The 24,249-nt window shown below is 57.0% G+C and carries 23 protein-coding genes and 1 pseudogene; 12 read left to right on the top strand and 12 right to left on the bottom strand.

Translation table 11 applies throughout. The features are described 5' to 3' along the window. Positions 1 to 63: 63 nt before the first annotated feature. The 4 genes from recJ to ACR0DL_RS02315 all read right to left on the bottom strand — a co-directional run bounded on the left by recJ (position 64) and on the right by ACR0DL_RS02315 (position 4,616). Positions 64 to 1,806 carry a single-stranded-DNA-specific exonuclease RecJ gene (gene recJ / locus ACR0DL_RS02300; RefSeq protein WP_480687394.1) on the bottom strand — a complete coding sequence of 581 codons (1,743 nt, stop codon included), beginning with the start codon at positions 1,804 to 1,806 and terminating at the stop codon, positions 64 to 66. A 93-nt stretch (positions 1,807 to 1,899) separates the two neighbouring features. Further along, positions 1,900 to 2,883 carry a class II fructose-bisphosphatase gene (gene glpX / locus ACR0DL_RS02305; RefSeq protein WP_480687396.1) on the bottom strand — a complete coding sequence of 328 codons (984 nt, stop codon included), beginning with the start codon at positions 2,881 to 2,883 and terminating at the stop codon, positions 1,900 to 1,902. Positions 2,884 to 2,953: 70 nt separating this feature from the next. Continuing rightward, the gene (locus tag ACR0DL_RS02310; protein ID WP_480687398.1) at positions 2,954 to 4,240 is read right to left on the bottom strand and encodes a homoserine dehydrogenase; all 1,287 of its coding nucleotides are present in this window, start codon (positions 4,238 to 4,240) and stop codon (positions 2,954 to 2,956) included. 127 nt (positions 4,241 to 4,367) lie between these two features. After that, complete coding sequence (locus ACR0DL_RS02315; RefSeq protein ID WP_170513157.1) at positions 4,368 to 4,616, bottom strand: hypothetical protein; 249 nt, start codon at positions 4,614 to 4,616, stop codon at positions 4,368 to 4,370. Between the two features lie 99 nt (positions 4,617 to 4,715). Between ACR0DL_RS02315 and ACR0DL_RS02320 the strand changes: the two genes are divergently transcribed. Continuing rightward, complete coding sequence (locus ACR0DL_RS02320) at positions 4,716 to 5,303, top strand: TetR/AcrR family transcriptional regulator (protein WP_170357779.1); 588 nt, start codon at positions 4,716 to 4,718, stop codon at positions 5,301 to 5,303. Here ACR0DL_RS02320 and ACR0DL_RS02325 read toward each other — a convergent pair. Then, on the bottom strand, positions 5,300 to 6,211 hold the full coding sequence (locus tag ACR0DL_RS02325; protein ID WP_170532833.1) for a pirin family protein: 912 nt from the start codon (positions 6,209 to 6,211) through the stop codon (positions 5,300 to 5,302). The two genes, ACR0DL_RS02320 and ACR0DL_RS02325, sit on opposite strands and share 4 nt — an antisense overlap. Positions 6,212 to 6,358: 147 nt before the next feature. Between ACR0DL_RS02325 and ACR0DL_RS02330 the strand changes: the two genes are divergently transcribed. Beyond that, positions 6,359 to 6,850 (top strand): hypothetical protein, encoded by a 492-nt coding sequence (locus ACR0DL_RS02330; RefSeq protein WP_480687400.1) that lies wholly within the window; start codon positions 6,359 to 6,361, stop codon positions 6,848 to 6,850. Here the strand turns inward: ACR0DL_RS02330 and ACR0DL_RS02335 are convergent. The 4 genes and pseudogenes from ACR0DL_RS02335 to ACR0DL_RS02350 all read right to left on the bottom strand — a co-directional run bounded on the left by ACR0DL_RS02335 (position 6,813) and on the right by ACR0DL_RS02350 (position 9,611). Next, positions 6,813 to 7,400, bottom strand: coding sequence for a TadE/TadG family type IV pilus assembly protein (locus ACR0DL_RS02335; protein WP_480687402.1), 588 nt, complete (start codon positions 7,398 to 7,400; stop codon positions 6,813 to 6,815). The two genes, ACR0DL_RS02330 and ACR0DL_RS02335, sit on opposite strands and share 38 nt — an antisense overlap. Positions 7,401 to 7,404: 4 nt before the next feature. Further along, the gene (locus tag ACR0DL_RS02340; protein ID WP_480688490.1) at positions 7,405 to 7,647 is read right to left on the bottom strand and encodes a hypothetical protein; all 243 of its coding nucleotides are present in this window, start codon (positions 7,645 to 7,647) and stop codon (positions 7,405 to 7,407) included. Between the two features lie 132 nt (positions 7,648 to 7,779). Next, positions 7,780 to 7,935 (bottom strand): annotated as a pseudogene (locus ACR0DL_RS02345) (TadE/TadG family type IV pilus assembly protein); the annotation flags it as partial. Next, a complete protein-coding gene (locus tag ACR0DL_RS02350; protein WP_480687404.1) occupies positions 7,932 to 9,611 on the bottom strand; it encodes a TadE/TadG family type IV pilus assembly protein in 1,680 nt (559 codons plus the stop codon). The gene ACR0DL_RS02350 and the pseudogene ACR0DL_RS02345, both read right to left, overlap by 4 nt. A gap of 327 nt (positions 9,612 to 9,938) precedes the next feature. Between ACR0DL_RS02350 and ACR0DL_RS02355 the strand changes: the two genes are divergently transcribed. From ACR0DL_RS02355 to rpoD, 4 genes are all read left to right on the top strand, one after another. Next, positions 9,939 to 11,369 carry a Glu/Leu/Phe/Val family dehydrogenase gene (locus ACR0DL_RS02355; RefSeq protein ID WP_170357789.1) on the top strand — a complete coding sequence of 477 codons (1,431 nt, stop codon included), beginning with the start codon at positions 9,939 to 9,941 and terminating at the stop codon, positions 11,367 to 11,369. A gap of 149 nt (positions 11,370 to 11,518) precedes the next feature. Next, on the top strand, positions 11,519 to 11,815 hold the full coding sequence (locus ACR0DL_RS02360; protein ID WP_170357791.1) for a hypothetical protein: 297 nt from the start codon (positions 11,519 to 11,521) through the stop codon (positions 11,813 to 11,815). An 80-nt stretch (positions 11,816 to 11,895) separates the two neighbouring features. Beyond that, positions 11,896 to 13,845 (top strand): DNA primase, encoded by a 1,950-nt coding sequence (gene dnaG, locus ACR0DL_RS02365; protein WP_480687406.1) that lies wholly within the window; start codon positions 11,896 to 11,898, stop codon positions 13,843 to 13,845. A 114-nt stretch (positions 13,846 to 13,959) separates the two neighbouring features. Continuing rightward, positions 13,960 to 15,948, top strand: coding sequence for an RNA polymerase sigma factor RpoD (gene rpoD, locus ACR0DL_RS02370; protein ID WP_170348252.1), 1,989 nt, complete (start codon positions 13,960 to 13,962; stop codon positions 15,946 to 15,948). Between the two features lie 201 nt (positions 15,949 to 16,149). Here rpoD and ACR0DL_RS02375 read toward each other — a convergent pair whose 3' ends face one another. Next, entirely contained in the window at positions 16,150 to 17,154 is a 1,005-nt protein-coding gene (locus ACR0DL_RS02375) for a helix-turn-helix domain-containing protein (protein WP_170513183.1), read from the bottom strand. 323 nt (positions 17,155 to 17,477) lie between these two features. On the opposite strand from ACR0DL_RS02375, the gene ACR0DL_RS02380 reads away from it, so the two are divergent. The 6 genes from ACR0DL_RS02380 (at position 17,478) to ribD (ending at position 21,065) form a co-directional block, all read left to right on the top strand. Next, on the top strand, positions 17,478 to 17,915 hold the full coding sequence (locus ACR0DL_RS02380) for a thiol-disulfide oxidoreductase DCC family protein (protein WP_480687408.1): 438 nt from the start codon (positions 17,478 to 17,480) through the stop codon (positions 17,913 to 17,915). 45 nt (positions 17,916 to 17,960) lie between these two features. After that, positions 17,961 to 18,464 carry a DUF4166 domain-containing protein gene (locus tag ACR0DL_RS02385; protein WP_480688458.1) on the top strand — a complete coding sequence of 168 codons (504 nt, stop codon included), beginning with the start codon at positions 17,961 to 17,963 and terminating at the stop codon, positions 18,462 to 18,464. Positions 18,465 to 18,542: 78 nt separating this feature from the next. Then, positions 18,543 to 18,944: a hypothetical protein gene (locus ACR0DL_RS02390; protein WP_170409302.1), complete on the top strand. Its 402-nt coding sequence runs from the start codon at positions 18,543 to 18,545 to the stop codon at positions 18,942 to 18,944. 18 nt (positions 18,945 to 18,962) lie between these two features. After that, entirely contained in the window at positions 18,963 to 19,376 is a 414-nt protein-coding gene (locus ACR0DL_RS02395) for a secondary thiamine-phosphate synthase enzyme YjbQ (protein WP_170348257.1), read from the top strand. Positions 19,377 to 19,497: 121 nt separating this feature from the next. Beyond that, positions 19,498 to 19,968: a transcriptional regulator NrdR gene (gene nrdR / locus ACR0DL_RS02400; RefSeq protein ID WP_005983889.1), complete on the top strand. Its 471-nt coding sequence runs from the start codon at positions 19,498 to 19,500 to the stop codon at positions 19,966 to 19,968. Then, on the top strand, positions 19,965 to 21,065 hold the full coding sequence (ribD, locus tag ACR0DL_RS02405) for a bifunctional diaminohydroxyphosphoribosylaminopyrimidine deaminase/5-amino-6-(5-phosphoribosylamino)uracil reductase RibD (protein WP_480687410.1): 1,101 nt from the start codon (positions 19,965 to 19,967) through the stop codon (positions 21,063 to 21,065). The genes nrdR and ribD overlap by 4 nt, the downstream gene beginning before the upstream one ends. Here the strand turns inward: ribD and ACR0DL_RS02410 are convergent. Then, positions 21,062 to 23,062 (bottom strand): capsular polysaccharide biosynthesis protein, encoded by a 2,001-nt coding sequence (locus ACR0DL_RS02410; RefSeq protein WP_480687412.1) that lies wholly within the window; start codon positions 23,060 to 23,062, stop codon positions 21,062 to 21,064. The two genes, ribD and ACR0DL_RS02410, sit on opposite strands and share 4 nt — an antisense overlap. Beyond that, positions 23,062 to 24,192, bottom strand: coding sequence for a polysaccharide biosynthesis/export family protein (locus ACR0DL_RS02415; RefSeq protein WP_170348260.1), 1,131 nt, complete (start codon positions 24,190 to 24,192; stop codon positions 23,062 to 23,064). The genes ACR0DL_RS02410 and ACR0DL_RS02415 overlap by 1 nt, the downstream gene beginning before the upstream one ends. Positions 24,193 to 24,249: the final 57 nt, after the last annotated feature.

Genomic DNA, 24,249 nt, shown 5'->3' on the forward strand with positions numbered 1-24,249 from the left:
CGGACCCCCGCAAGCCGAAAAATGCAAGGACGTGAAAGTTTTTTCCAAGGCCTGAAATCGGGCTTAAATGGCCTCTGCTGCGTCTTCCAGCCGAAGTTGCACACTTTGGCGTCCACCCCACGTGTTCACTTCCAGCCGTCCGGCGAAATGAAAGCGCGCGCCGCCGTGATTTGACAGCTTTTCGCCCATCGGACCGTCAAAGGCCCCAAAGGCAATGGCGTCCAGACCGCCGCCAACACCGTCGGACAGGGACAGTTTCAGATGGGATTCACCAACGCGTTTGGCAAAACGCACCTGCAGGTCGGGCAGCGCATATCGCGGGGCTGGGGCGCTGGCCCCGAACGGACCTGCCTTTTCGATCTGTTCGATCAGATCAATAGTGGCTGCACCAGGCATCAGGGTGCCATCCAGTTTCAAATCGGCCGGACCGCCTTCACCCGCGCCTTGCTTGGCCAGCAATTCGCTGAGCCGCGCCATGGCAGGTTCCAACTGGTCGCGCATCACGGTCAGCCCCGCCGCCATCTTGTGGCCGCCACCCTTCACCAGTAACCCTTCGGCCGCTAGCCGCTGGATCGACGCACCCAGATCAACGCCCGAGATCGAACGGCCCGAGCCTTTGCCCTCATCCCCGTCGAAACCGATGACAATCGCGGGGCGGTTGGCGTTTTCCTTCAGGCGTGAGGCCACGATGCCGACTACACCAGGGTGCCAGCCTTCACCCGCAGCCCAAACAAGCGGCGCATCCAGACCACGTTCCTCGGCCTGCTCCAAGGCTGCGGCACGCACGGCGTTTTCGATGTCACGACGCTCGGTGTTCAATTCATCCAAGCGTTGCGAGAGCGCCTGCGCCTCATGCATCGATTCTGTGCTAAGCAACCGCGCGCCCAGGTCCGCCTGACCAATGCGCCCGCCCGCGTTCACGCGCGGACCCAGCAGAAACCCCAGGTGATAGCTGTTAGGCGCTGAATCCATGCGCGTCACATCCGACAGCGCCACAAGACCGGGCCTTTGCCGTTGGGCCATTACCTTCAGGCCTTGTCGCACAAGCGCCCGGTTTGCCCCGATCAGCGGGGCCACATCAGCCACGGTCGCCAGCGCCACGAGATCCAGCAGACCAATCAAGTCAGGCCCGTTTACACCTGCCTCACGCAGTTGACGTCCGGCTTCGACCAGCATCAGAAACACGACACCGGCGGCGCAGAGAAAGCCCAGATCGCCGCTTTCATCCTGCCGGTTAGGGTTCACCACGGCGGCACAATCGGGCAGAGTTTCGCCGCCCAAGTGGTGATCCAACACGATCACATCCGCGCCCTTGGCGGCTGCAATCGGTTCGTGACTCAGCGTGCCACAATCGACGCAGATGATCAGGTCATGCGTGGCGGCCAGTTCCTGCATCGCGGGCACGTTGGGGCCATAGCCCTCGTCAATTCGGTCGGGCACGTACAATGTAGCCTGCAGGCCCATCTGCCGCAGCCAAACCAGCAGCAAAGCCGCAGAACTGGCGCCATCTACGTCATAGTCCGCGAACACTGCGATCCGCTCATTGTTCGTGACCGCTGACAGGAATCGCGTTGCGGCTTTTTCCATATCCTTCATGTCGCGCGGGTCAGGCAGCAGTTCTTTCAGTTTGGGTTCCAGAAACCCGGACGCCTCCATAGCAGAGACGCCGCGTCGCGCCAGAACCTGACACACCGCGCGGGGCAGACCGGCCTGTTGGATCAGCATTTCCGCGGCCCGCTCAACGGCGGGCACTGGGCCGACCCAACGTCGCCCGGATAGTGACTGCTCAACCCCAAGATAACTCATGGTGTGCCTCTTATGCGCCAAGGCCGGACCCTCTCGGATCCGGCCTCTTCATCTTTTTCCAAATACTCTCGCCGAAGGCAATGGCGCAAGCCATCACGCTTTGTCGTGGGGCCACATCGGCGTGCGATACGACATGCGGCGGACCGAGCCGGTTTTCGACCGCATCAGCAGCGTGGTGGTTTCGACCCAGCCGGGTTCGCGCTTGATGCGCGGCAACAGCGAACCGCCGGTGACACCGGTGGCAGCAAAAATTACGTCGGCGGTGACCATTTCGTCGCGGGAATAAACGCGATCCAGATCGGTGATGCCTGCCTTGGCGGCGCGGCCGCGTTCGTCATCGTTGCGGAACAACAGGCGGCCAAAGATCTGCCCGCCCATGCATTTAAGCGCAGCCGCAGCCAGAACGCCTTCGGGCGCGCCACCCGAACCCATATACATGTCGATGCCGGTCTCTTCGCTTTCGGCACAGTGCATGACACCGGCCACGTCACCATCGGTGATCAGGCGGATCGAGGCTCCGGTTTCACGGACTTCAGCGATCATCGCTTCGTGACGGGGACGCTCCAGAATGCAGACGGTGATATCGGCAGGCTCACAACCCCTGGCCTTGGCCAGTGCTTCGACCCGTTCGCGGGGCGACATGTTCAGATTGACCACACCTTCGGCGAATCCCGGACCAATGGCCAGCTTGTCCATGTAAACGTCCGGCGCATGCAACATCGAGCCGCGCGGGCCCATGGCGATCACGGTCAGCGCATTTGGCATGTCCTTGGCGGTCAAGGTGGTGCCTTCCAGCGGGTCCAGCGCGATATCCACACCAGGTCCGTTTCCGGTGCCGACTTCTTCGCCGATATACAGCATCGGCGCTTCGTCGCGTTCACCTTCGCCGATAACAACCACACCCGCGATATCCAGCAGGTTCAGCTGTTCGCGCATGGCGTTTACTGCTGCCTGATCGGCGGCTTTTTCGTCGCCACGCCCAACCAGAGAGGCGGACGCCAGTGCGGCCTGTTCTGCGACCCGCGCAAGGCCCAGAGACAACAGTCGGTCGTTGAAATCAATCTTGGCAGCACTCATTTTTCACTATCCTCAGGTCAGTATCGGCGTTTTCTTCGGCATAGCCTGCGTCTTGGGCAGGCCGCAAGGGTCAAACCTCTTCGATGCGCAATGCAACTGGCTCATCCGCCACCACATCGGTGTCCCGCAGCCCGTTCAGGGCAACGTCCAGCGTGGCGCGCGTGGCTTTGTGGGTGACGATCAGAACCGGAGCGGTGCTTTCCGTGTGCCCGTATTGGCGCATCCGGTCGATTGAAACACCTGCATCGCCCAGAATAGCCGCCACTTTGGCCAGCGCACCAGGTTTATCGAACAGGGCAAGCCGCAGATAATAGGGGGCGGGCAGTCCGGTCACCGCAGACTTGGCATCTTGCAACGAGGTTGCGGGGCGACCAAAGGTCGGGATTTGCAGCCCGCGTGCCAGATCGCAAACATCGCCCATCACTGCGCTTGCCGTAGGGCCTTCGCCAGCACCGGGGCCACGCAGCACGACTTGCTCGACCGCGTCGCCCTCGATCACCACCATGTTTGTGCCGCCTTCCAACTGCCCCAAGGGTGAGCTGCTGGGCACAAGGCACGGCTGCATACGCTGTTCCAAACCACGGGCCGAGCGTTGCGCGACGCCCAGCAGTTTGATGCGATAGCCCATATCGGCGGCTTGATGAATGTCTTCCAGGGTGATCTGCTGAATGCCTTCGATCTGGATTCCATCGAAGTTCGGCTTGGTGCCAAAAGCGATCGAAGACAACAACGCCAGCTTATGCGCCGCGTCGATGCCGCCAACGTCCAGGTTCGGATCGGCCTCAAGGTACCCAAGCTGCGCGCATTCTTCGAACAGCGCGTTATAGCCCAGCTCCTGCGATTGCATGCGGGTCAGGATATAATTGCAGGTTCCGTTCATCACGCCCATGACGCGGGTGATCTCATTTCCGGCCAGCCCTTCGGTCAGCGACTTGATCACCGGGATACCGCCTGCAACGGCGGCCTCGAACCGGATGACACGGCCGGCTGCTTCGGCCTTTTCGGCTAGGTCCTGACCGTGGATCGCCAGCAGCGCCTTATTGGCGGTCACCACGTCCTTGCCAGTGGCCAGCGCCGCCTCGACCGAGGCTTTGGCCGGGCCGTTTTCGCCGCCGATCAGTTCGACAAACACATCGATGTCATTGCGCTTCGCCAACGCCATGGGATCGGTTTCCCAGGCGTAGTCCGACAGGTTCACACCGCGATCCTTATTCGCATCGCGCGCCGAAACGGCAACGATCTCGACAGATCGGCCCGTGCGCGCCTGCAGCAGGTCTGCGTGGCGGCGGATGATCTTTACGACACCCACGCCAACCGTTCCCAAGCCCGCAATTCCCAGCCGCAGCACCTGTGTCATCCCGTGGGTTCCTTTCCGCTCGAAATTTCCGTGGTTTCGGGCCGTTTGCCCGTTCAGCGCTGCCTTAGCGGGTTCAGCGCTAGGGTGCAATGCGTCCTGGTCCCGGACGGGGCTGAATCGTAGGAGCTTAGTTGATTTCCGCGTTCTGGAGTTCTTCTGACTTTTTCTCAAGTTCCTCACGCCGCGCAATCAAGTCTTCTTCGACCACGGCGGCCTCGTTCACCGGATCAACGGCGGGGCCCAGGTTTTCCTGCAGCGGGATAAGTTTAGGATAGCGTGCCGACTCCAGCTCCGGCAACTCGCGCCCTTCCAATTCTGGAATATCGGTGCATCCGGCACATGCGAGCATCAGTATCAGCAAAGGCAGGGGTTTCATGCAGAACTCTTTCAACATCAACTGAAACTGTGATGCACCTTTTAGTGACTTGGTTCAAGCGGGGTTCTATCTGAACAAACGTTCAGATACTGTGTGGGAATGGCACGTACGCAAGGTTCACATTCCGATATTACCGGCCCACGCATCCGCAAGGCGGCGCTGGGTTTGTTCGCCCGTCACGGCTATGCGGCCGTTTCGATGCGCCAGATCGCGTCCGAGGTCGGGGTGCAGGCAGGTGCTCTGTATAACTACACGCCGGATAAACAAAGCCTGCTATACCGTCTGATGCACGAACACATGCAAGAGCTGCTTTTGGCTTATGACGACCTTGACCATCCTGCCGATGCGTCCGAGGCGTTGCGCCAGTTCGTAGGGTTTCATATCCGCTTTCACTTGGAACGCCCAGATGAGGTGTTCATTGCCTATATGGAATTGCGCAACCTGACACCGGAAAACTTCTCGGAAATCGAGGCCTTGCGCCGCAGCTATGAAAACGCGTTAGAGACCATCTTGCGCAGCGGGCAGCAGGGCGGGGTGTTCGATATCGCGGATACCAAGATCGCCACCCTCGCCGTCATTGCCATGCTGAACGGGGTGATGACTTGGTATCGCGCAGGTGGACGCTTGTCGCTGGACGAAGTCGAGCAGGTCTATTGGGACATGGTGCGTAGATCGGTCTCGATCTAGTGTGCCGGTCGAATGAACGTGCCATTACGTAATTCGCGAAAGGCCTGTTCCAATTCGGACCGAGTGTTCATGACAATGGGGCCGTGCCAAGCCACAGGTTCGGCAATCGGTGCCCCTGAGATCAAAAGGAATCGCACACCCTCAGGGCCGGCCTGCACCGTGATCTCATCGCCGCTGCCAAAGCGCACAAGGGTTCGATCACCGGACATGTCCCGAATGTTAACTTCTTGCCCTGCAACCTCTTTTTCCAGCAGGACGCCAGTAGGATGCGACGCGTCGGCAAAGGCAGCCTGACCTTCAAACACATATGCGAAGGCACGGCGATAGGTATCTATCCGGAATGTTTTCTTGACCCCTGCAGGGATCTGAATGTCCAGATATTGCGGGTCGGCTGCGATCCCATCGACCGGGCCGGTCTTGCCCCAGAACTCTCCTACAATCACACGCACAGTTGTTCCGTCATCATCGGTGATTTTCGGGATGTCCTTGCTTTGCACGTCCTGATAGCGCGGCGCAGTCATTTTCTGTGCCGAGGGCAGGTTGCCCCACAACTGGAAACCATGCATTTGGCCAGCGGCGTTACCCGTCGGCATTTCCTGATGCAAAATCCCAGACCCGGCTGTCATCCACTGCACATCTCCGGCGCCCAATGTCCCGCTGTTGCCCAATGAGTCCGAGTGGTCAACCGTGCCAGCCAGAACATAGGTGATCGTTTCGATTCCACGATGAGGGTGCCATGGGAAACCCGCTTGATAATCCTGCGGGTTCTCATTGCGAAAGTCGTCAAACAGCAGGAATGGGTCCAGTTCAGATGGGTCCTGAAACCCAAACGCGCGGTGCAATTTGACCCCCGCGCCCTCAAGCGTTGGTGTGGATTTGCGGGTTTCCAAAACTGGTCGTAGGGACATTGTGACCTCCAATAGCTTTGGTTTGCATGTATGATAAGCGCAAGTCTGGTCAATCAGCAGAAAAGAACGGGTGCTGTGCGGAAATCTACCCCTCTGTCCTTCCTGGAACAAAACCGTTAAACCGTGGCGAAAAAATCGGGGAGTCACATGCAACAAGAGGTTTTGGCCACCATCAGGCCCTCAATCGCCAGACGTTGGTTGGGCACCGGAATGTTGGGCTGTGTCGGTGTACTTGTTCTGTATGTCGCGTTGGCACATCCATCCGAGCCGATATGGCTGGTTTTCCTGCTTGTGGTGGGTGGTGCGTCTTTCTGGTTGGCCTACCGAATGTGGTTCGCGACCGATGAAGCGATCGAGTTGACGCAAACCGAACTCAGAACCGGGGCAGGGCGGCTGATTGCCAAAGTCGAAGATATCGAGAGCATTGACCGGGGCGTCTTTGCGTTCAAACCCTCAAACGGGTTTCTTCTAAAGACACGGCAAAGTGCCGAAAATAGCTGGGCGCCCGGCCTGTGGTGGCGATTGGGACGTCGGGTGGGTGTCGGCGGGGTAACAACGGCCGCCGAAACCAAGTTCATGTGCGAAATACTGCAGGCTCTGGTTACGACTGGCAGCCCTGTTGAGAAACATTCCCAATAATCTGATTTTCGAAACGCGGACGCGTGAAGATGTAGTTCTCGAATTGATAGTCGGTTTCCAGCCAGGCGGGCTTGACTGTCCATTCATAGTCGTTTGACGATTCCACGATGATCATCGGTTCTAGGTCGGCCATAGGAGGAAGTCGGTCACGCAACTGGTCGATATTGCCGTTTTCCCAAATCCCAGGAAATCCGCAGGTCGTTGACCATTCGACATCGTAGTAGTCGTCGCCTCCGTTTTCGAAATAGCGGATGAATGAAACACGCAATCTCATCTCGGCGGTGCTGTTCACCATCCGTTGCATCAGGGTGTGCATGGACTCGATGTAAGTGTCAGTAACAGTGTCTTTTTCCCGCGAGAGCAGATCGCTTACCGTATACGCGGCTTTCACGTTCAAAGTGCTTTGGCGAAAACCGTCAAAGAACGTATAAGTCAGAGAGATCGTCATAACGAAGATCGGGAATAACAGCAGGGATTCCAGTGTTAGGCTCCCGTTCTCACGCCGTGCCGAGCTTCTCAGATACTGTCGGATTCTAGTTAGAAAACGCATTGTATCAAGGCTCCTGAACAAAAGCGGTCGTTGAAGTCAGAGAGATCACGCCACCGTCACTTACCAAGGCGACTGCCATGTCTGATCCGGGGAAAACCGGATCAATCTGTGCGCAAGCACGCAGGATCATCAATTCATTTGCTGGACCATTCGTGAATTCCCGCACGGGTTTTGCCGGTTCCGCACGGTCCGTACAGTCCGGTGACACAGGCAGCGTGACGCCGGTGAAAGCGCTCTGACGGATCATCTCCAGCTGCAAATTACTCGTGCAATCGTCAATAACGAGGGATCTTTCGCAAATTGCATCCTTGATCTGATTGTGCGTGGGTCCCGATCCGGTTCCAAGACGGATGTCGCGGACAACCAAATCCACAGCACGTTCCAACATAACTTGTTTTACGGAAACCAGTGCATATTCCACAGCGCACAAAATGACGACGAGGTACAAGGGGAACAAGATGACGAACTCAACCGCCAACCCGCCTTTCTCAGACCGCCTGAACCGCAGTATATTTTTCAGAAACCCACGGGTCATTGCGTCAACTTCAATTGTTTGATCGAGGCAGCGATGGATTCGAACACTTGTTTAAGGGTCAAATTGTTGTTGCCCAAAGTTCCATCGCTGTTGACTGCATAAACTGTGCTGGGGCTGCTGGCGCAATCCTCGATGGTGGTTACGCCGACTGCAGGTGCTTCGAAAGCAATGCCGTAGACGATCACACCCTTATCCTTAGCGGCTGAGCAGATATCAGAGGTGCGAATGTTTTTTGTGGACGAACCGATAGAGTTATATGCACCGTAATACCAGTTGTTGATACGATTGCTGTCAAAACGGTAGTTGTTTTCGGCATTCCAGCGCAGCGACGCACGATTGAACAATTGTGGATAAGTCAGGCGAATGGCATCTCCATCCTCTTGATCGCCATGGGCGTGGTCGCGGTATTCCTGCTGACGAGACCAATAGTAAACAGGTGGATCACCAGGGTCCGAAATTCTGACGCTGTATTCACCTATTTTGCCGTCCCAATGTGTGTATCCAGCGTTGAACCAAACATCCGAATTCCCGTCACGCAGATCTTCTTCCAGCCTATATTGTGAGGTGTTCTCGCCATCGGTAAAGACGATAAGAATCTTTTCAACATCGTCTTCATAGTTCTTTGGGCGATCACTGAATTCCGCTGGAACAATTGTCTTGGTCGAAGTCGGGCTAACTCTTTGCTCCGACAAGTCTTCTATGAGGTCTTGAAACTCGGGGTCCAGCAACGCCATGCCCCATTTCACGCCGATGTCGATCGAGGTATTGCCCTGCGCAGTAAGATCGTCGATCCGATCATGCAACTCGTCAATGTCGTTTGTATGAGCAGTAATTTCACTACCGTCCCGCGTCGGGCAAGTAGGATATCTGGGTTCTTCCCATTGGTTGCGGTTAGACCGATAGCGATCAAAATGGGCAGTGCGTTGCAACGAGGCGGTTGGGTCCAAAGCAGCACGCCGGAAATCTGACGCGCTGAAGTTCAAGCAATGTGAGTAGTTGTGTTCTGACGTCACGTTGGTGAACTTGCCCAAAATATTCTCGCCCGCGTTCACTTGCGTGGCGTAGGGGATGATCGAGATTGAAATCTTATCCGGATTTTCTTTCTCATACATTGTGTCCACGAAACTTTTAGCCGCATCGCGCAGAACCGCAATTTTGGATCGGCCTTCCGTGGCGGATGCCCGTGTCATCGAACCGGACATGTCCAGAACTAGGGAAATTTCAACAGAACCAACAGATTCTTCCGCGGTACTTGTCGCTGAGGCGGTCAAAGTGTCGATGTACACAAACCTCATGAAGTTTGTTGTGACGGTTTTATCTGCCGACGCGATCACTTTCCGAGATCCGATGCCTTCAATGACCTCGATGTCGTAGTTGACGTCACCCAACCCAGATTTCTTGATGTACTCTTCAGCCACCAGCTTGGGGTCTACATCAACTTGGTCCAAGTTGGCAGCAGCAAGGACAGCGCGATCCAACGTTGCTTGCATCGTCGCTCTTTCGCGCTCGAACTTCATGATGTCGACGCCCAGACCGGTTGTCGCAAACATCATCAGAAGGCCGATAAGCACAAAAAGCGTGAATACCGCACCACCTTCGTCTTTGGCGAAACGGCGGGCGACCGAAGCCTTTTTTTCAGATCTCTTTGAGCCGCTTTGAAATACGCGCTTATTCATCTTGATGACCTCGCTGAGCAGACATCCAAACTGCTAAGGAAATATTAACTCTCAAAAATTAACGCCGAATCGTGGCGGGATTTAGGCGAAAAAGCTGCTGACTTGACTGATTTACAAGCAAAAGCGGGATAATTTGCGGGGGATGGGCGCTTCTGTCTTCGGTTGGGCGACAATTTCGAAGTCGGGTGCCGAATTGGGCGACTCAGCGACCTTCACAGTATTTTTGATGCGTTTTTCGAGTTTTATTTCTGCTTAATTATTGATCGTTTACCCAATGGGTGCGACAAAACGTCAGAACGTAAACCGTTCGCTGGCACGGAGGATTAAATGACGGCCATTAAAGAACCCAGCTTTCGCGAGAGTGTGGACCTTATGTTCAACAGGGCGGCGTCCCTGATGGACCTGCCGCCGGGGTTGGAGGAGAAAATCCGGGTCTGCAACGCGACCTACACCGTGCGTTTCGGCGTTCGCCTGCGGGGTGAGATTCATACTTTCACCGGATATCGGTCGGTTCACTCTGAGCATATGGAGCCGGTCAAGGGCGGTATTCGCTATGCTCTGGCCGTGAATCAGGACGAAGTCGAAGCTCTGGCGGCACTGATGACTTACAAGTGTGCATTGGTTGAGACACCGTTTGGCGGCTCGAAAGGTGGCTTGTGCATTGATCCCCGGCAGTATGAAGAACATGAGTTGGAACAGATCACGCGGCGTTTTGCTTATGAATTGGCCAAGCGCGATCTGATCAACCCGTCTCAGAACGTGCCTGCGCCCGATATGGGCACGGGCGAGCGCGAGATGGCGTGGATTGCTGACCAATTCGCACGAATGAACACAACCGACATCAATGCGCGTGCCTGTGTCACCGGCAAGCCGCTGAATGCCGGTGGTATCGCCGGACGTGTCGAAGCCACAGGGCGGGGCATTCAATACGCATTGCGTGAGTTCTTCCGCCACCCTGAGGACGTGCAGAAGGCAGGCCTGTCCGGCAAGCTGGACGGCAAACGCGTTGTCGTGCAGGGGTTGGGCAACGTGGGATATCACGCCGCAAAGTTCCTGAGTGAAGAGGACGGCTCTCGTATTGTCGGTATCGTTGAATGGGATGGTGCGCTCTATAATCCCGACGGGATTGACGTTGAATCAGTCCGGCAGTGGATCGTCAAGCATGGCGGTGTTAGCGACTATCCGGATGCAACGCATTCTGCCGAAGGTGCCGAGGTTCTGGAAGCAGACTGCGACATCCTCATTCCGGCGGCCCTTGAAGGTGTCATCAACCTATCCAACGCCGAACGGATCAAGGCACCCTTGATCATCGAGGCGGCGAATGGTCCTGTGACGGCGGGTGCGGATGAAATCCTGCGCAAAAAAGGCACCGTGATCATTCCGGACATGTACGCGAATGCCGGCGGTGTGACGGTATCTTACTTTGAATGGGTGAAAAACCTCAGCCATATCCGTTTTGGCCGGATGCAGCGTCGTCAGGAAGAAGCGCGCCACGAGTTGATCGTCAGCGAGTTGGAGCGGCTGGATCGGTATCTGGGCGATGCGTGGTCGATGTCCCCGGACTTTAAGGCCAAATACCTCAAAGGTGCGGATGAGTTGGAATTGGTTCGTTCGGGCCTCGATGACACGATGCGCATTGCCTACCAATCCATGCGCGAGGTCTGGCACAGCCGTGATGATGTCGAAGATCTGCGGACGGCGGCTTATATCGTAGCCATTGATCGCGTCTCGAAAAGCTACCGCGCCAAAGGGCTTTGATCCTTTGCATTACAGGGGCGATCGGGCCACGATCCGATTGCCCCTGTTGCTGTCCGACCTAAATTGACCGCAAGCGGTGAAAAGGAAGATGGCAGGCAGTGCGCCTGACAGGTAAGCTGCCGCGAAAGAAACGATTCCGGGAGATCCCCATGTTGCGTACCGCAATCGCGGCCCTTTTGTTGGCCACACCTCTGGCTGCTGAGGAAACTAAAGAACAAAGCTGCCAGTATCAGGCTGATGTCGTTGCGGCAATCCAAAAGGCGCGTCTGGACAGGGTCAAGGAGCGCGACGTACCGCAGGCGGTGGCTGATACAAGCCCGACCTGGCCCGAGAACTACAACGCGGCCATTCCGTTGATCGCCCCCTGGGTTTACGAGCAAAAGATGCGCGACGTGCGCAAAAAGGATCTGGGCGCCGCGTGGCTTGAGCTGTGTTTGCAGCAATAATCCACAGCACCATCATTTCCCTGTGGACAAACGCGCGTCATACCCTTGGCGCGCGTTCCTGTTTCTGTCAAGTTTAACCCATGTCACTGCCCCCCGGATTTCTGGATGAACTGCGCACCCGGCTGAGCTTGTCTCAGGTCGTTGGGCGTAAGGTCATGTGGGATGCGCGCAAGTCCAATCAGGGCAAGGGTGACATGTGGGCACCGTGCCCGTTTCATCATGAAAAGACCGCCTCTTTCCACGTCGATGATCAAAAGGGGTTCTACTACTGCTTTGGTTGCCATGCCAAAGGCGATGCGATCAGCTTTGTGAAAGAAACCGAGAATGTATCGTTCATCGAAGCGGTTGAGATTCTGGCGCGCGAGGCCGGAATGCCAATGCCTGCGCGTGACCCCAAGGCGCAGGAAAAACAGGATCGCCGGTCGCAACTGGCCGGGGTCATGGAGCAGGCAGTGCAGTTTTTCCGATTGCAGCTCAAGACCGGGGCAGGGGGAGCAGCGCGTGACTACCTGGCCAATCGCGGGCTGGATGTGCAGGCGTTGGAGCGGTGGGAAATCGGTTTTGCCCCTGACGGCTGGCAATCGCTCTGGGATCATCTGTGCGGAAAGAACGTGGCTGAGGATCTGATCCTTGGTGCAGGTTTGGCCAAACCGTCGAACAAGGGCAAAAAGCCTTATGATACGTTCCGCAACCGTATCATGTTCCCGATCCGCGATCCGCGCGGGCGTTGCATCGCCTTTGGCGGGCGGGCGATGGACCCGGCCGACAATGCCAAATATCTGAACTCGCCCGAGACTGAGTTGTTCGACAAGGGACGCAGCCTCTATAACCACGGGCCCGCACGGCAGTCTGCGGGCAAAGGGCTGCCCTTGGTCGTGGCCGAAGGGTACATGGACGTGATTGCTCTGGCAGAGGCTGGGTTTGGTGCCTCGGTCGCGCCGCTAGGTACCGCGATTACCGAGCATCAGTTGCAATTGCTATGGCGTATCTCGGATGAGCCGATTATTGCACTGGATGGCGATACGGCGGGTCTGCGGGCCGCCATGCGGGCGGTTGATCTGGCTCTGCCGTTGCTGGAGGCCGGGAAATCCTTGCGCTTTGCCCTGATGCCCGAAGGCAAGGACCCCGACGATCTGTTGCGTGCCGAAGGGGAAGGGGCGGTGCAGGCCGTGCTGGATGGGGCTATTCCGATGGTCAAATTGCTGTGGCAGCGCGAAACCGAAGGCAAGGTCTTTGACAGCCCTGAACGTAAGGCAGCGTTGGATAAGGTGCTGAGGGACAAGATCAAACTGATCCGTGACCCTTCGATCCGCTCTCATTACGGGCAAGAGATTAAGGATCTGCGGTGGCAATTGTTCCGTCCGCAGCGGCAATCTGGGAACCGCCAATGGCAACCTCGGGGCAAGTGGCAACCGCAGAAACAGCCAGCAACGCCTGACGCGCGGGCATCGTTTTTGGCTTCGTCCGAAGGTGCCGAGATTCAACTGCGCGAAGCGGCTATTCTTGCAATTGCTGCGCTAAACCCCGAAGTCGTTGTGCAGTTTGAGCATCAATTGGAGGACATGGAGTGCCGCGATTCCGACCATGCAGCCCTGCGCCATGCGATCCTGCGTCACGCGATTGATGATCCTGACAACCTGAAAGACCACATTGCCGAAACTTTGGGGCCCCAAGCCCTTGAAAACCTGCTGGCCCTTCGCCATGTCGCAGTAATCCCTTGTGTGTACAAACCAGGCGACGTTGAAAAGGCCGAGATGACTCTGGCCGAGGAACTCGCAAAGATCAAAGCGCTCCGGGGGTTGGATGCTGAGATTGCCGAAGCTGCAGAGGAACTGTCCGATCTGGCCGATGAGGCGTTGACGTACCGATTGGCGCAAGCCGCCGAAGAACGCAACCGCACAAGCCGTAGCCAGAACGAGGACAGGGCCGTTTTCGACATCGCCGACAATGGCGCGCGGATCAACCGCGACGAGAAAGATGCGTTCAAGGCAATCATGTCGGGCATCAATTTTGAACGGAAACGCCGGTGAAGTGGTGTTTTCGTAAGGCACTGGAAAAGAAAAACAGGTAAACGGGTGGCCGAATCACTTCTACGCGCTAATGATTCGGTTGAAACGAATCACCCATCCCTGCAGGAGCATTGAATGGCCGCCAAGGATACGAACGAAGACCGCAAATCCGACGAGCAGGAACAGGAAATCTCGTTGGACATGAGCCAGGCCAACGTCAAGAAGATGATCGCCGAGGCCCGCGAGAAAGGTTACATCACCTACGACCAGCTCAATCAGGTGCTGCCGCCTGATCAGGTCAGCTCGGAACAGATCGAAGACGTTATGTCGATGCTGTCCGAAATGGGCATCAACATCATCGAAGATGAAGAGGCCGAAGAGGAAGAGAACAAAGGCTCGACCGAACTGACCACCACAGAAAGCAACCGTGAGGTTGCGTTGTCCGGTGCTGCAACGGAAAAGCTGGACCGCACTGACGACCCCGTGCGCATGTATCTGCGCGAGATGGGCAGCGTCGAACTGCTGAGCCGTGAGGGCGAGATTGCGATCGCCAAGCGGATCGAGGCCGGTCGCAACACCATGATCGCCGGTCTGTGCGAAAGCCCGCTGACCTTCCAGGCGATTACCATCTGGCACGACGAATTGTTGTCCGAAGACATTCTGCTGCGTGACGTCATTGACCTGGAGGCCACATTTGGCAACCAGTTGGACGAAGACGGTGATGTCGAAGAACCGGTCGTCGACACGTCAGCCGTACAGGCGGCAAAGCCAGCCAAGGACAGCGGACCGGAACTGGACGCGGATGGCAATCCGATCGCCAATGATGACGATGATGACGAAGATGATCAGGCCAACATGTCTCTGGCCGCGATGGAAGCGGCTCTGAAAGATCAGGTGCTGACCACGCTGGAGCGAATCTCGACCGATTTCGCGATGCTTTCGGAAATGCAGGACAGCCGGATTTCGGCCACGCTGAACGAAGATGGCACGTTCAGCGCCAAGGACGAAGAGACCTATCAAAAGCTACGGGCCGAGATTGTTGAACTGGTGAACGGTCTTCACCTGCACAACAACCGTATCGAAGCGCTGATCGACCAGCTTTACGGCATCAACCGCCGTATCATGTCGCTGGACAGCGCGATGGTGAAGCTGGCGGATCAAGCCCGTATCAATCGTCGCGAGTTTATCGACGCTTATCGTGGCCGTGAACTGGACCCGAACTGGCTGGCCGAGATGGCTGAAAAACCCGGTCGGGGTTGGCAGATGTTCATCGAACGCTCGACTGCCAAAGTCGAGGAACTGCGCAACGATATGGCTCAGGTCGGGCAATATGTCGGTCTCGACATCCCCGAATTCCGCCGCATCGTGCAGCAGGTTCAGAAGGGTGAAAAAGAGGCGCGGCAGGCCAAGAAGGAAATGGTCGAGGCAAACCTGCGCCTGGTGATTTCGATTGCCAAAAAGTACACGAACCGCGGCCTCCAATTCCTTGATCTTATTCAGGAAGGCAACATCGGCCTGATGAAGGCGGTAGACAAGTTCGAATACCGCCGCGGCTATAAGTTCTCGACCTATGCGACCTGGTGGATTCGTCAGGCGATCACGCGCTCAATTGCGGATCAGGCCCGTACAATCCGTATTCCGGTCCACATGATCGAGACGATCAACAAGCTGGTTAGGACCGGCCGTCAGATGCTGCACGAGATCGGGCGCGAGCCGACGCCAGAAGAACTGGCTGAAAAGCTGCAGATGCCGCTGGAAAAGGTTCGCAAGGTGATGAAGATCGCCAAAGAGCCGATCAGCCTTGAGACGCCGATTGGCGACGAGGAAGACAGCCAGCTGGGCGATTTCATCGAGGACAAGAATGCCGTGCTGCCGCTGGACAGCGCCATTCAGGAAAACCTCAAGGAAACGACGACACGGGTTCTTGCCTCGCTCACCCCGCGTGAGGAGCGGGTGCTGCGCATGCGTTTTGGCATCGGCATGAACACCGACCATACGCTGGAAGAGGTCGGTCAACAGTTCAGTGTGACCCGCGAACGTATCCGTCAGATCGAAGCGAAAGCGTTGCGCAAGCTGAAACATCCCAGCCGGTCGCGAAAACTGCGGTCTTTCCTGGATCAATAAAACCAAGGCGCCCCGAGAGTGGCGCCTTTTTTCTTTCACCCCACGCGCTTTCACATTGTCCATTGGAAAGATCAAATTGGCGGGAAGTCACAAGGCAAGACTCCTGCACCTCTTTATATCCGCATTGTCCACTCATGGGACAGGCCGGGGTGAGGCTTTGCGGCTGATGACCCCCGGCCACTTGCCATATAGCGCATCCGATTAATCCAGACGACTGCGGAAAGTGCTGGGGGCCTGACCGGTCCAGCGTTTGAAAGCGGTCGAAAAGGCCGGTTGATCGGCGTAGCCCAGCGAATAGGCAATCTCGGACAGCGCCATGCCGTTGGTGATAAAGGTTTGCGCCAGATCGCACCTTAGGTCATCGACGATATCGCGATAGGTTGCCCCTTCTTCCTTGAGCCGCCGTGTGAAGGTGCGCGGACTCATCCCCAGATTTGCGGCGGCCTCATCGGCGTGAATGACAGTGCCGGGCAGCGAGCGGGTAATCAGCCCTTCGACCTGCGCGCGCAGTTTTTGCTTGGGCGAGCGTCGCTCTGCCAGGACACGTTCACCATATTCCAGAAGGTGCGCGCGCAGGTTTGAATCGTAGGTCGGAACCGGCAAATCCAACGAGGATACGGCAAAGACGATTTCCAGTCTCTCTGCACCGAAAACAACGGGAAACCCTGCAAGTTTTTGAAATTTCTCTCTGTTTTTCCCAACCTCGTGCTGAAACCGTATCTCAATCGGACGGAAATTCGATTGCGTCAGGGTGCGCATGCGGGCCAATCCGGCGAACATGAGGAATTCGGTCCGGCGGTGATACCGGGCAAAACTGGCATCCTTCCATTCGGCCTCAATGGTGGCAAAGTTTCCGGCAAGGCGCAGTGCAAAGGCTATGGCCGGGTCGATGAACATATGAAAGCGCGAGGTATTCTCGATCACCTGCCGCAGGTCGCGCGAATACTTACTGATATACGCCGTCAGGCTAGAGGACGAAGAAAACTGCAACCCGGTCTGCGCGGCAAATGTAATATCTCCGACGGTATCGCAGGCATAGCGTGCAAACAGGGCTTCTTGATGGGCGCTGCACGTTGTTGTCGGCGCTGCAATTCTATCCCGTGAGAGTTTACACTTTTCCAGTATACGGTCAGATGCTTCGGTGCCGTTTGTTCGTTGATCAAGCGCTTTGGTCAATAACTGAATGCGGGCGATATCAACTTCCATGGCTGTTCCACCGTGTTTTCAATCGGGTTTAATGCCGTTGTTGCGTATTGGGCGTTTGTCGATCCCATGTATTGCTTCAATGTCTGGAATTCGAATGGTTTTGGCCGGCAAACACAAGACCCAAGGTCAGACATTTTGTATTTCCCGTCCGTTGTCGGGTTAGCACCTTGTGGGGATGAGGTCAGAGCCCTGGAAAAAAAACCACCAAAACCGGTGGCTCCCCGGCACATTCACGCGTTTGAATCAGACGGCCTCATGTCGCATTGCCCGGTCCGGACCATGGTGAAAGGGTGCGGGTAGGAAAGCTAACGGGCGCAACAGATATGCCAAACTTTCCCGTCTCAGAATTGGTGGATGCTCAGTATATCATTGTTTTTGATAGAGAATGTGTTCTGTGTTCAGGTTTTTTTCAATTCATGACGATGAGGGATAAAGCGCAGCGTTTTAAATTCGCAACGGCGCAATCGCCGCTAGGGCAAAGGCCGTACCAAGAGCTTGGATTGCCCATGCAGGATTTTGAAACCAACCTGGTGATCGTGAACGGCAATGTACATCAACGTCTGGATGCCTTCGCCGCGGCGATGGGCGCGCTGCCGGGGATTTGGCCGATCTTGTCTTTTTGTAGGTTCCTGCCCAGCTGGATCAAAGACCCGCTGTATCATGCCATTGCACGTAACAGGTACAAGATATTCGGACGCAATCCGACCTGTATGATCCCGGATGCCGCACTGCGATCCCGTTTTTTGCCCGAGGGATTTTGAGTGGAACCCGATCCGTTTTTGCAATCCCTTCCTGCCGGGGTAGAAGTGCCCTTGGCCCTTCAGCAGTTGCATTCCAACACAGGTCACTACGTGGGACGGTGCGATATTGTCGAGGGACGAGGGTGGTTGATCAGGCTTGCTTTGCACCTCGGACGGTTTCCTCGAAGCGCCAACGACATACCGGTGCAAGTTCGGATAGACCGTGACGATGACACATGGCAGTGGATACGTGATTTTGATGGCCACACGACTCGATCCCTCCTGACATTTGATCACGACGCAGATTGCGTTCGTGAAAGGCTGGGCTGGCTGACGCTGTGGCTGGAGCCCGAAGTCGAAGCTGAACGCCTGTTGATCCACATCCGGGGCCTGAGCATTTTGGGTCTTCGTTGCCCGGCATTTTTGCTGCCACGCTCATCAACCGTAGAATGGCAGAGCGAAACAGGGGATTATTGCTTTGATGTCTCGGCCAAAGTGCCGGGCCTTGGGGTATTGATCCGGTATAGCGGCTGGTTGAAACTTGTTCACGTACAGATGGACCCGGATTGAATTCATCGTGAACCGGCTTTGTTTGAATTCAGAGTACACTAGGTCAATACCTACCTCGAAACAGGAAAGAGTGTGACTATGAAAAAGGTTATGTCTTATGCCGTATTCGCGGCGCTTGTATTGACCACTCCAGCGTCAGCGACGTTCGCTCGGTTTGGCTATCAGACCGTAGCGCTTAGCAACACAGTCTTTGAGGTGATCCCGCGCGGACGGACCGATGTAGACGGGTATTGGTGTGCGGCCTCTGATTTTGCCCGCAGAACACTGGGCGCCAGTTGGCAACAGCGGATTTACGTCAAGCGTGGTTATGGTCCAAGCGAGGCCACGGGGCGCAGAACAGCCGTGCAGTTTTCGCTTACGGCACCGGAGACCGTTCAGCAGCAAAGCAGTGGTGTTTTCTCGGCGGGGTTTCAGCCGGGTTTCAGTATGTCAGTTTCGGCCGCCAATGGCCGGTGTACTGCTCGGCCAATCTTTGACTAATACAGGCCTGTCCACCTAATGAAGACCGAGTTTTTAATTTCAGCGCGGGGTCCCGGACTTTATGAGTTCACTCCGGATGTGCGTGACTGGCTGAACTCAGTCGGGGGGGATGGGTTGCTGACACTGTTCGTGCGGCACACCTCTTGTTCGCTGGTCATTCAGGAAAACGCGGACCCCGAAGTGCAGGCGGATTTGCGTGCGTTCTTCGATCGGCTGGTGCCGCCGTCGGATCACCCGTCGATGGCGTATCTGCGGCACACCTATGAAGGTCCCGATGATATGCCAGCCCATATCAAAGCCGCGCTTTTGCCGGTTTCCCTGTCGATTCCTGTGGTGTCTGGACAGCCCGTTCTGGGCACTTGGCAGGGTATATATCTGTTTGAACATCGAACTGCGCCGCATCACCGAAAGGTTGCTGCGCATTTCGCGTAGATTCATGATCTAGCGGTTAAAATTTCCGACTACCCAAATCCTAGCGGCTGCCCTATAGTTGTGGATAACTAAGCCACTGCGCTTACAAAAAGAAGCGGAACAAGGGACGAGGAGAGGGCGAATGCGCTGCCCGTTTTGCGGTAATATCGACACTCAGGTCAAAGATTCACGCCCGGCAGAGGATCACGTCGCGATCCGCAGACGTCGGTTTTGTCCCGCTTGTGGGGGGCGTTTTACCACATATGAACGTGTACAATTGCGCGATCTGGTGGTGATCAAAACCAACGGAAAACGAGAGGATTTCGACCGGGATAAGCTGGAACGTTCGATCCGCATTTCGATGCAGAAACGCCCCATTGATCCTGACCGGATCGACCAGATGATTTCGGGCATTGTCCGCCGTCTGGAAAGCATGGGTGAAACCGATATCCCGTCCAGCAAGATCGGTGAGATCGTTATGGAAGCTCTGGCGCGGATCGACACCGTGGCTTATGTTCGCTTTGCGAGTGTATACAAGAATTTCCAGGCGGCCGATGACTTCGAGGAGTTTGTCCACGAACTGCGCCCGCCGCAGCCTTCGACGGACGAGTGAGCGAAACAGATAAGCGATATATGGCGCTGGCCTTGTCATTGGGGCAGCGCGGTCAGGGCACGTGTTGGCCCAACCCTGCGGTAGGGTGTGTTATCGTGCGCGACGGTCGGATCGTCGGGCGTGGCTGGACCCAACCTGGTGGTCGACCGCATGGTGAAACCCAGGCGTTGGCCCAAGCGGGCGAGGCCGCGCGAGGGGCAACTGCGTATGTCTCACTGGAACCTTGTTCTCATCACGGTCAAACACCGCCATGCGCCGAGGCGCTGATCAAGGCAGGTGTGTCGCGGGTGGTTTCCGCGATTGAGGATAGCGATCCGCGCGTCGCAGGGCAGGGGTTTGCCATGTTGCGCGAGGCTGGGATTGAGGTCACCACCGGTGTTTTGGCGGAACAAGCTGCGCGCGAACATGCGGGGTTTTTCCTGAAGACGGAACAGGGGCGCCCGTTTGTGACGCTCAAACTGGCCAGCAGTTTTGACGGGCGCATTGCCACATCGACCGGTCACAGCAAGTGGATTACGGGGCCGAAAGCGCGGCGGGCGGTCCACGCGATGCGCGCGCGTCATGATGCGGTGATAGTCGGAGCAGGTACAGCGAGGGCTGATGATCCGTCTCTGACTGTTCGCGATCTGGGGGTCGAGGCGCAGCCAGTGCGAGTGGTAGTGTCACGCCACATGGATATTCCGCTGATGGGGCAATTGGCACGTACGGCTGCTGAGATACCGGTTTGGTTATGCCATGGTCCGTCCCCTGATGCCGATCGGGTCCGCGCGTGGGAGGGGCTGGGCGCACGTCTGATCCCCTGTGCGCTGCAGGAACATCACATAGATGCCGCTGACCTGTTACAACAACTTGGGCAGGCCGGGTTGACGCGCGTTTTCTGCGAAGGTGGGTCGGCGCTTGCGGCGTCCTTGCTGGCCGATGATCTGGTGGATGAGTTGGTGGGCTTTAGCGCGGGGCTGACAATTGGTGCCGAAGGCTTGCCCGCCATTGGGTCAATGGGGCTGGACAAGTTGGACGCGGCCCCCCGGTTTGACCTGATCGAAACCCGCGCCATCGGGCCGGATGTTTTGCATCGCTGGGCGAGGGCGCTGCGTTAGCGGCGACGCCATAGGCGAGCGTGCGTGGCAAGCGCGCCTTGCAGTTTCGATAACAAGCGCAGAGATATACTGCTCTTTCGTTCATTGCCCTCTGTCAGGCGTTGCAACGCGACTTCGACAGGGCAGGGCAAACTGGTAAGCGGATCGAGGTATCGTGGATAATCGATCAACGCGGCATGAACCAAACCCAAGATGGACGGTCTTGCGCCACGTCGCGCCGGTACCGTTCCCAGATCGTTCGTCAACCCCCACCCAGCATAAAACGGGGCCCCAAGCGTGGTCACACGGACCCCGCGCAACAGGGCCTCGAACCCAAGCAGAGAGGTCATCGTCCAGACTTCGTGTGTTTGGGCCAGCAACGCGGCTGGATCGGTGTCTGTGGCGATCACGTCGGCGAGACTTTCGTCGTCAATCGACCCTTCGCGCAGTCCGGCCTCGACATCAGGATGCGGCTTATAGATCAGGATCGCATTTGGGTTCGCCTCACGCGCGGCCCTCAGCAAGTCGGTGTTTGTGTGGACAGTCGTAGTGCCAAGCAGGATTGAGGCATCATCCTCGACCTGACCCGGAACCAGAATGCGATGCCCTTCGGGCAGTTCCGGGGGCGCTCCGCCGGTATTGTATTTGCTGAGTTGGCCCGAAACGATCTGCGCCACCAACCGTTCGGCCCGCAATTCCTGATCCGGGCGCAGGGTTTCACGTGCGGTGATCAATTCCTCCAACCGGCTTGGATGTGTCGGGTCGTAGTAGATGCCCAGGTCGTCCGTTGCCAAAGACAGGGGCGGCACCAGATTGGCGCCAAGCCCGCGGGATCTCAGAAAACCGTCCTCGATCCTGATCGCGTCTTCCGCATCACGGGCGTGGTTGGCCCAAACCATATGCGGGCAGTCGGGTATATCGGGCGGGGTCGGAGTGAAGCGAATCTTCTTTTCGCGACCGAACATCTCTTGCAGGTGTTTGCGCTTCCACAGCCGCATGCCGGACGCTGTCCACCCCTTATGATCCTGACGCCACGCCCTCGTTTGCGCCTCAAGCGTGTCCAGCACAGTTTCCAACTCGCACAGCTGATCCCGGTATGGGTCGTACCATGTAGGATAGAGGATCATTGCTGCGGCAAATAACTGCGCCCGGGTCAGGTTGCGCTGGCGGCGAGGGAAATAGACCTCATCTTGTGTCAGCCCCCATCCGGCATAGAATGGCTGGCCAAAGACACGCGGCTTGTGGCCAGCCATTATAGCCTCAAAGCCCAGCTGCGATGACAGAGTGTAGACGCCGACCGCACCTTCTAGCAGGGTCCATGGGCTGATGGGCTCGGTTACAAACGAAACCCGGTCGGTCATATCTTGATCCGAGTAATACCCGCTGCGGTGTCCGGCAACGGTTTCGGGATGTGTCTTGATCAGGACACGGGCACCGGGGTTTTCCTCTTGTGCCATGACCAGCATCTCGCGGAAGCGTGCGTCATCACCCGCGCTGGCCGTGACCGACGCATCATCCCGTGCCTGATCGACCACTAGAACGTAACCCGGTTCAGGTGGGGGCAGGGTGGGATCGACAGCAGAATACTTGCTGAGGTGCAATTCGCGCATCCTTTCGGTCCCATACCGGGCCCGGTTCAGCAGGGCGGTATCGTCCAGCGGATGCGTGGCCAGTAGGGTTTCAAGATCCGAAGGCTGCGCAGGATCGAAATGAACCCCCGACCGATCAAGCAGCAGGCCCAGCGGCGGCTCACCCGTCCGCCCTGGATGTAACGAGCGCAAAAAGGCGTCTTCGACACGCAGAATCGGTGCGTTGTGTCGGGTCGCGATGCTAAAGCCGCGATGCGCAGTTGGGCTGTTGCCCCAAACACCCACTACGTCTCCGTCGCGGGGAAGACCCAGCCGGATGTCGTAACCCTTGAGGTGTAGGATGCGACGTATGCGGCGTTGGGTCAGGAAACCACCGTTATAGACAAGCAACCGGGTCCGTTGTGCCCCGGCTGTTGGGTCAAGTTGCATCAGCCGCCCGTCAGCGTGGCGACGTTTGCAACCGGTGTCAGTCCACCGGCGATCAAAGAGATCGATTTGCTCCACTGCGCATATGGGGCTTCGGTCACATAGATCGTGTCGTCGTCACGGATGACGAAGTCCCGAGCGACGAACAATCCATTGGGCGCGGTCAAGTTCAACAGATAGATCATGCGCTGATCGCCCTGCAAATCCTGACGTCCCATGACGTTGCGCGCGATGTCCTGCCGTTCCTTACGTAGTACGAAAATACCGGTCGGGTCCGAGGACAGGGATTGCAAGCCGCCCACTTGCGCCAGAGCTTCAAGCGCCGAAAGGTCTTGTGTGTCGAATGCCACGCGCGACTGCCCGGTGGCCCCAAGCGCGATGTAGGAACGGCTGTCAGCTTCGACGAGAATGCGGTCTCCGCCGCGCAGCGCGACGTCCAACTGGGGATTACGCACCAGATCGTCATACCAGACCGTCCCGCGGTCATTTCCGCGGATCAGCGTCACCAGCGCGATGTCCGAACCTACGGCAACGCCGCCGGCCCGCGACAGCATTCCGGACAGGGTACGACTTGGCCGCTCTATTGGATAAATGCCCGCTGCCCCGATTTCCCCGCTAAGCGAAACGGTTGCGCCATCCCCTGCGACACGGCGCACTTCGACTTGCGGATCAGGTGTTTGTTCCTGCAGTTCGCTGGTGATCAGTTGGCGCAGTTGCTCGGGCGTGTTGCCCGAGGCTCGGATGCGTCCGGCATACGGCACAAAGATAAAACCGTCGCTGTCGACCTGTATCTGTTCTAGGATAGTGGAGGAGCTTATTTCACCGGACAAAAGGCCGTCATCGACGTTTTCCCAAACCGTCAAGCCAAGGACGTCACCGGGGCGAACAGTGTCTGCCGCTAGGCGTTGCGCACTGCGAAAAGAGGACGAAAACCCGTATTGAGGGATGGCCGAAGTGGCCTTTGCGACGCGGTCATCAACTTCGACCACAAAAGCATTGCCGCCTTTTTCCGTGGAGCCCGCCAAAATTTCGGACTTGTTGGGCCCTGATTTCGGAAGTTGACACCCGGCCAACAGGCCAATTGCGGTCACAAGGGATATCCCCCGTATCCATCGGATTGGAAAGCGCTGCACTGCCGGTAATCCTCGGTCGTTTTTGTTATGGTCTTTTGTTGGGCGCAGGCTACCCGG

The sequence above is a fragment of the Ruegeria sp. BB5 genome, assembly GCF_056539405.1.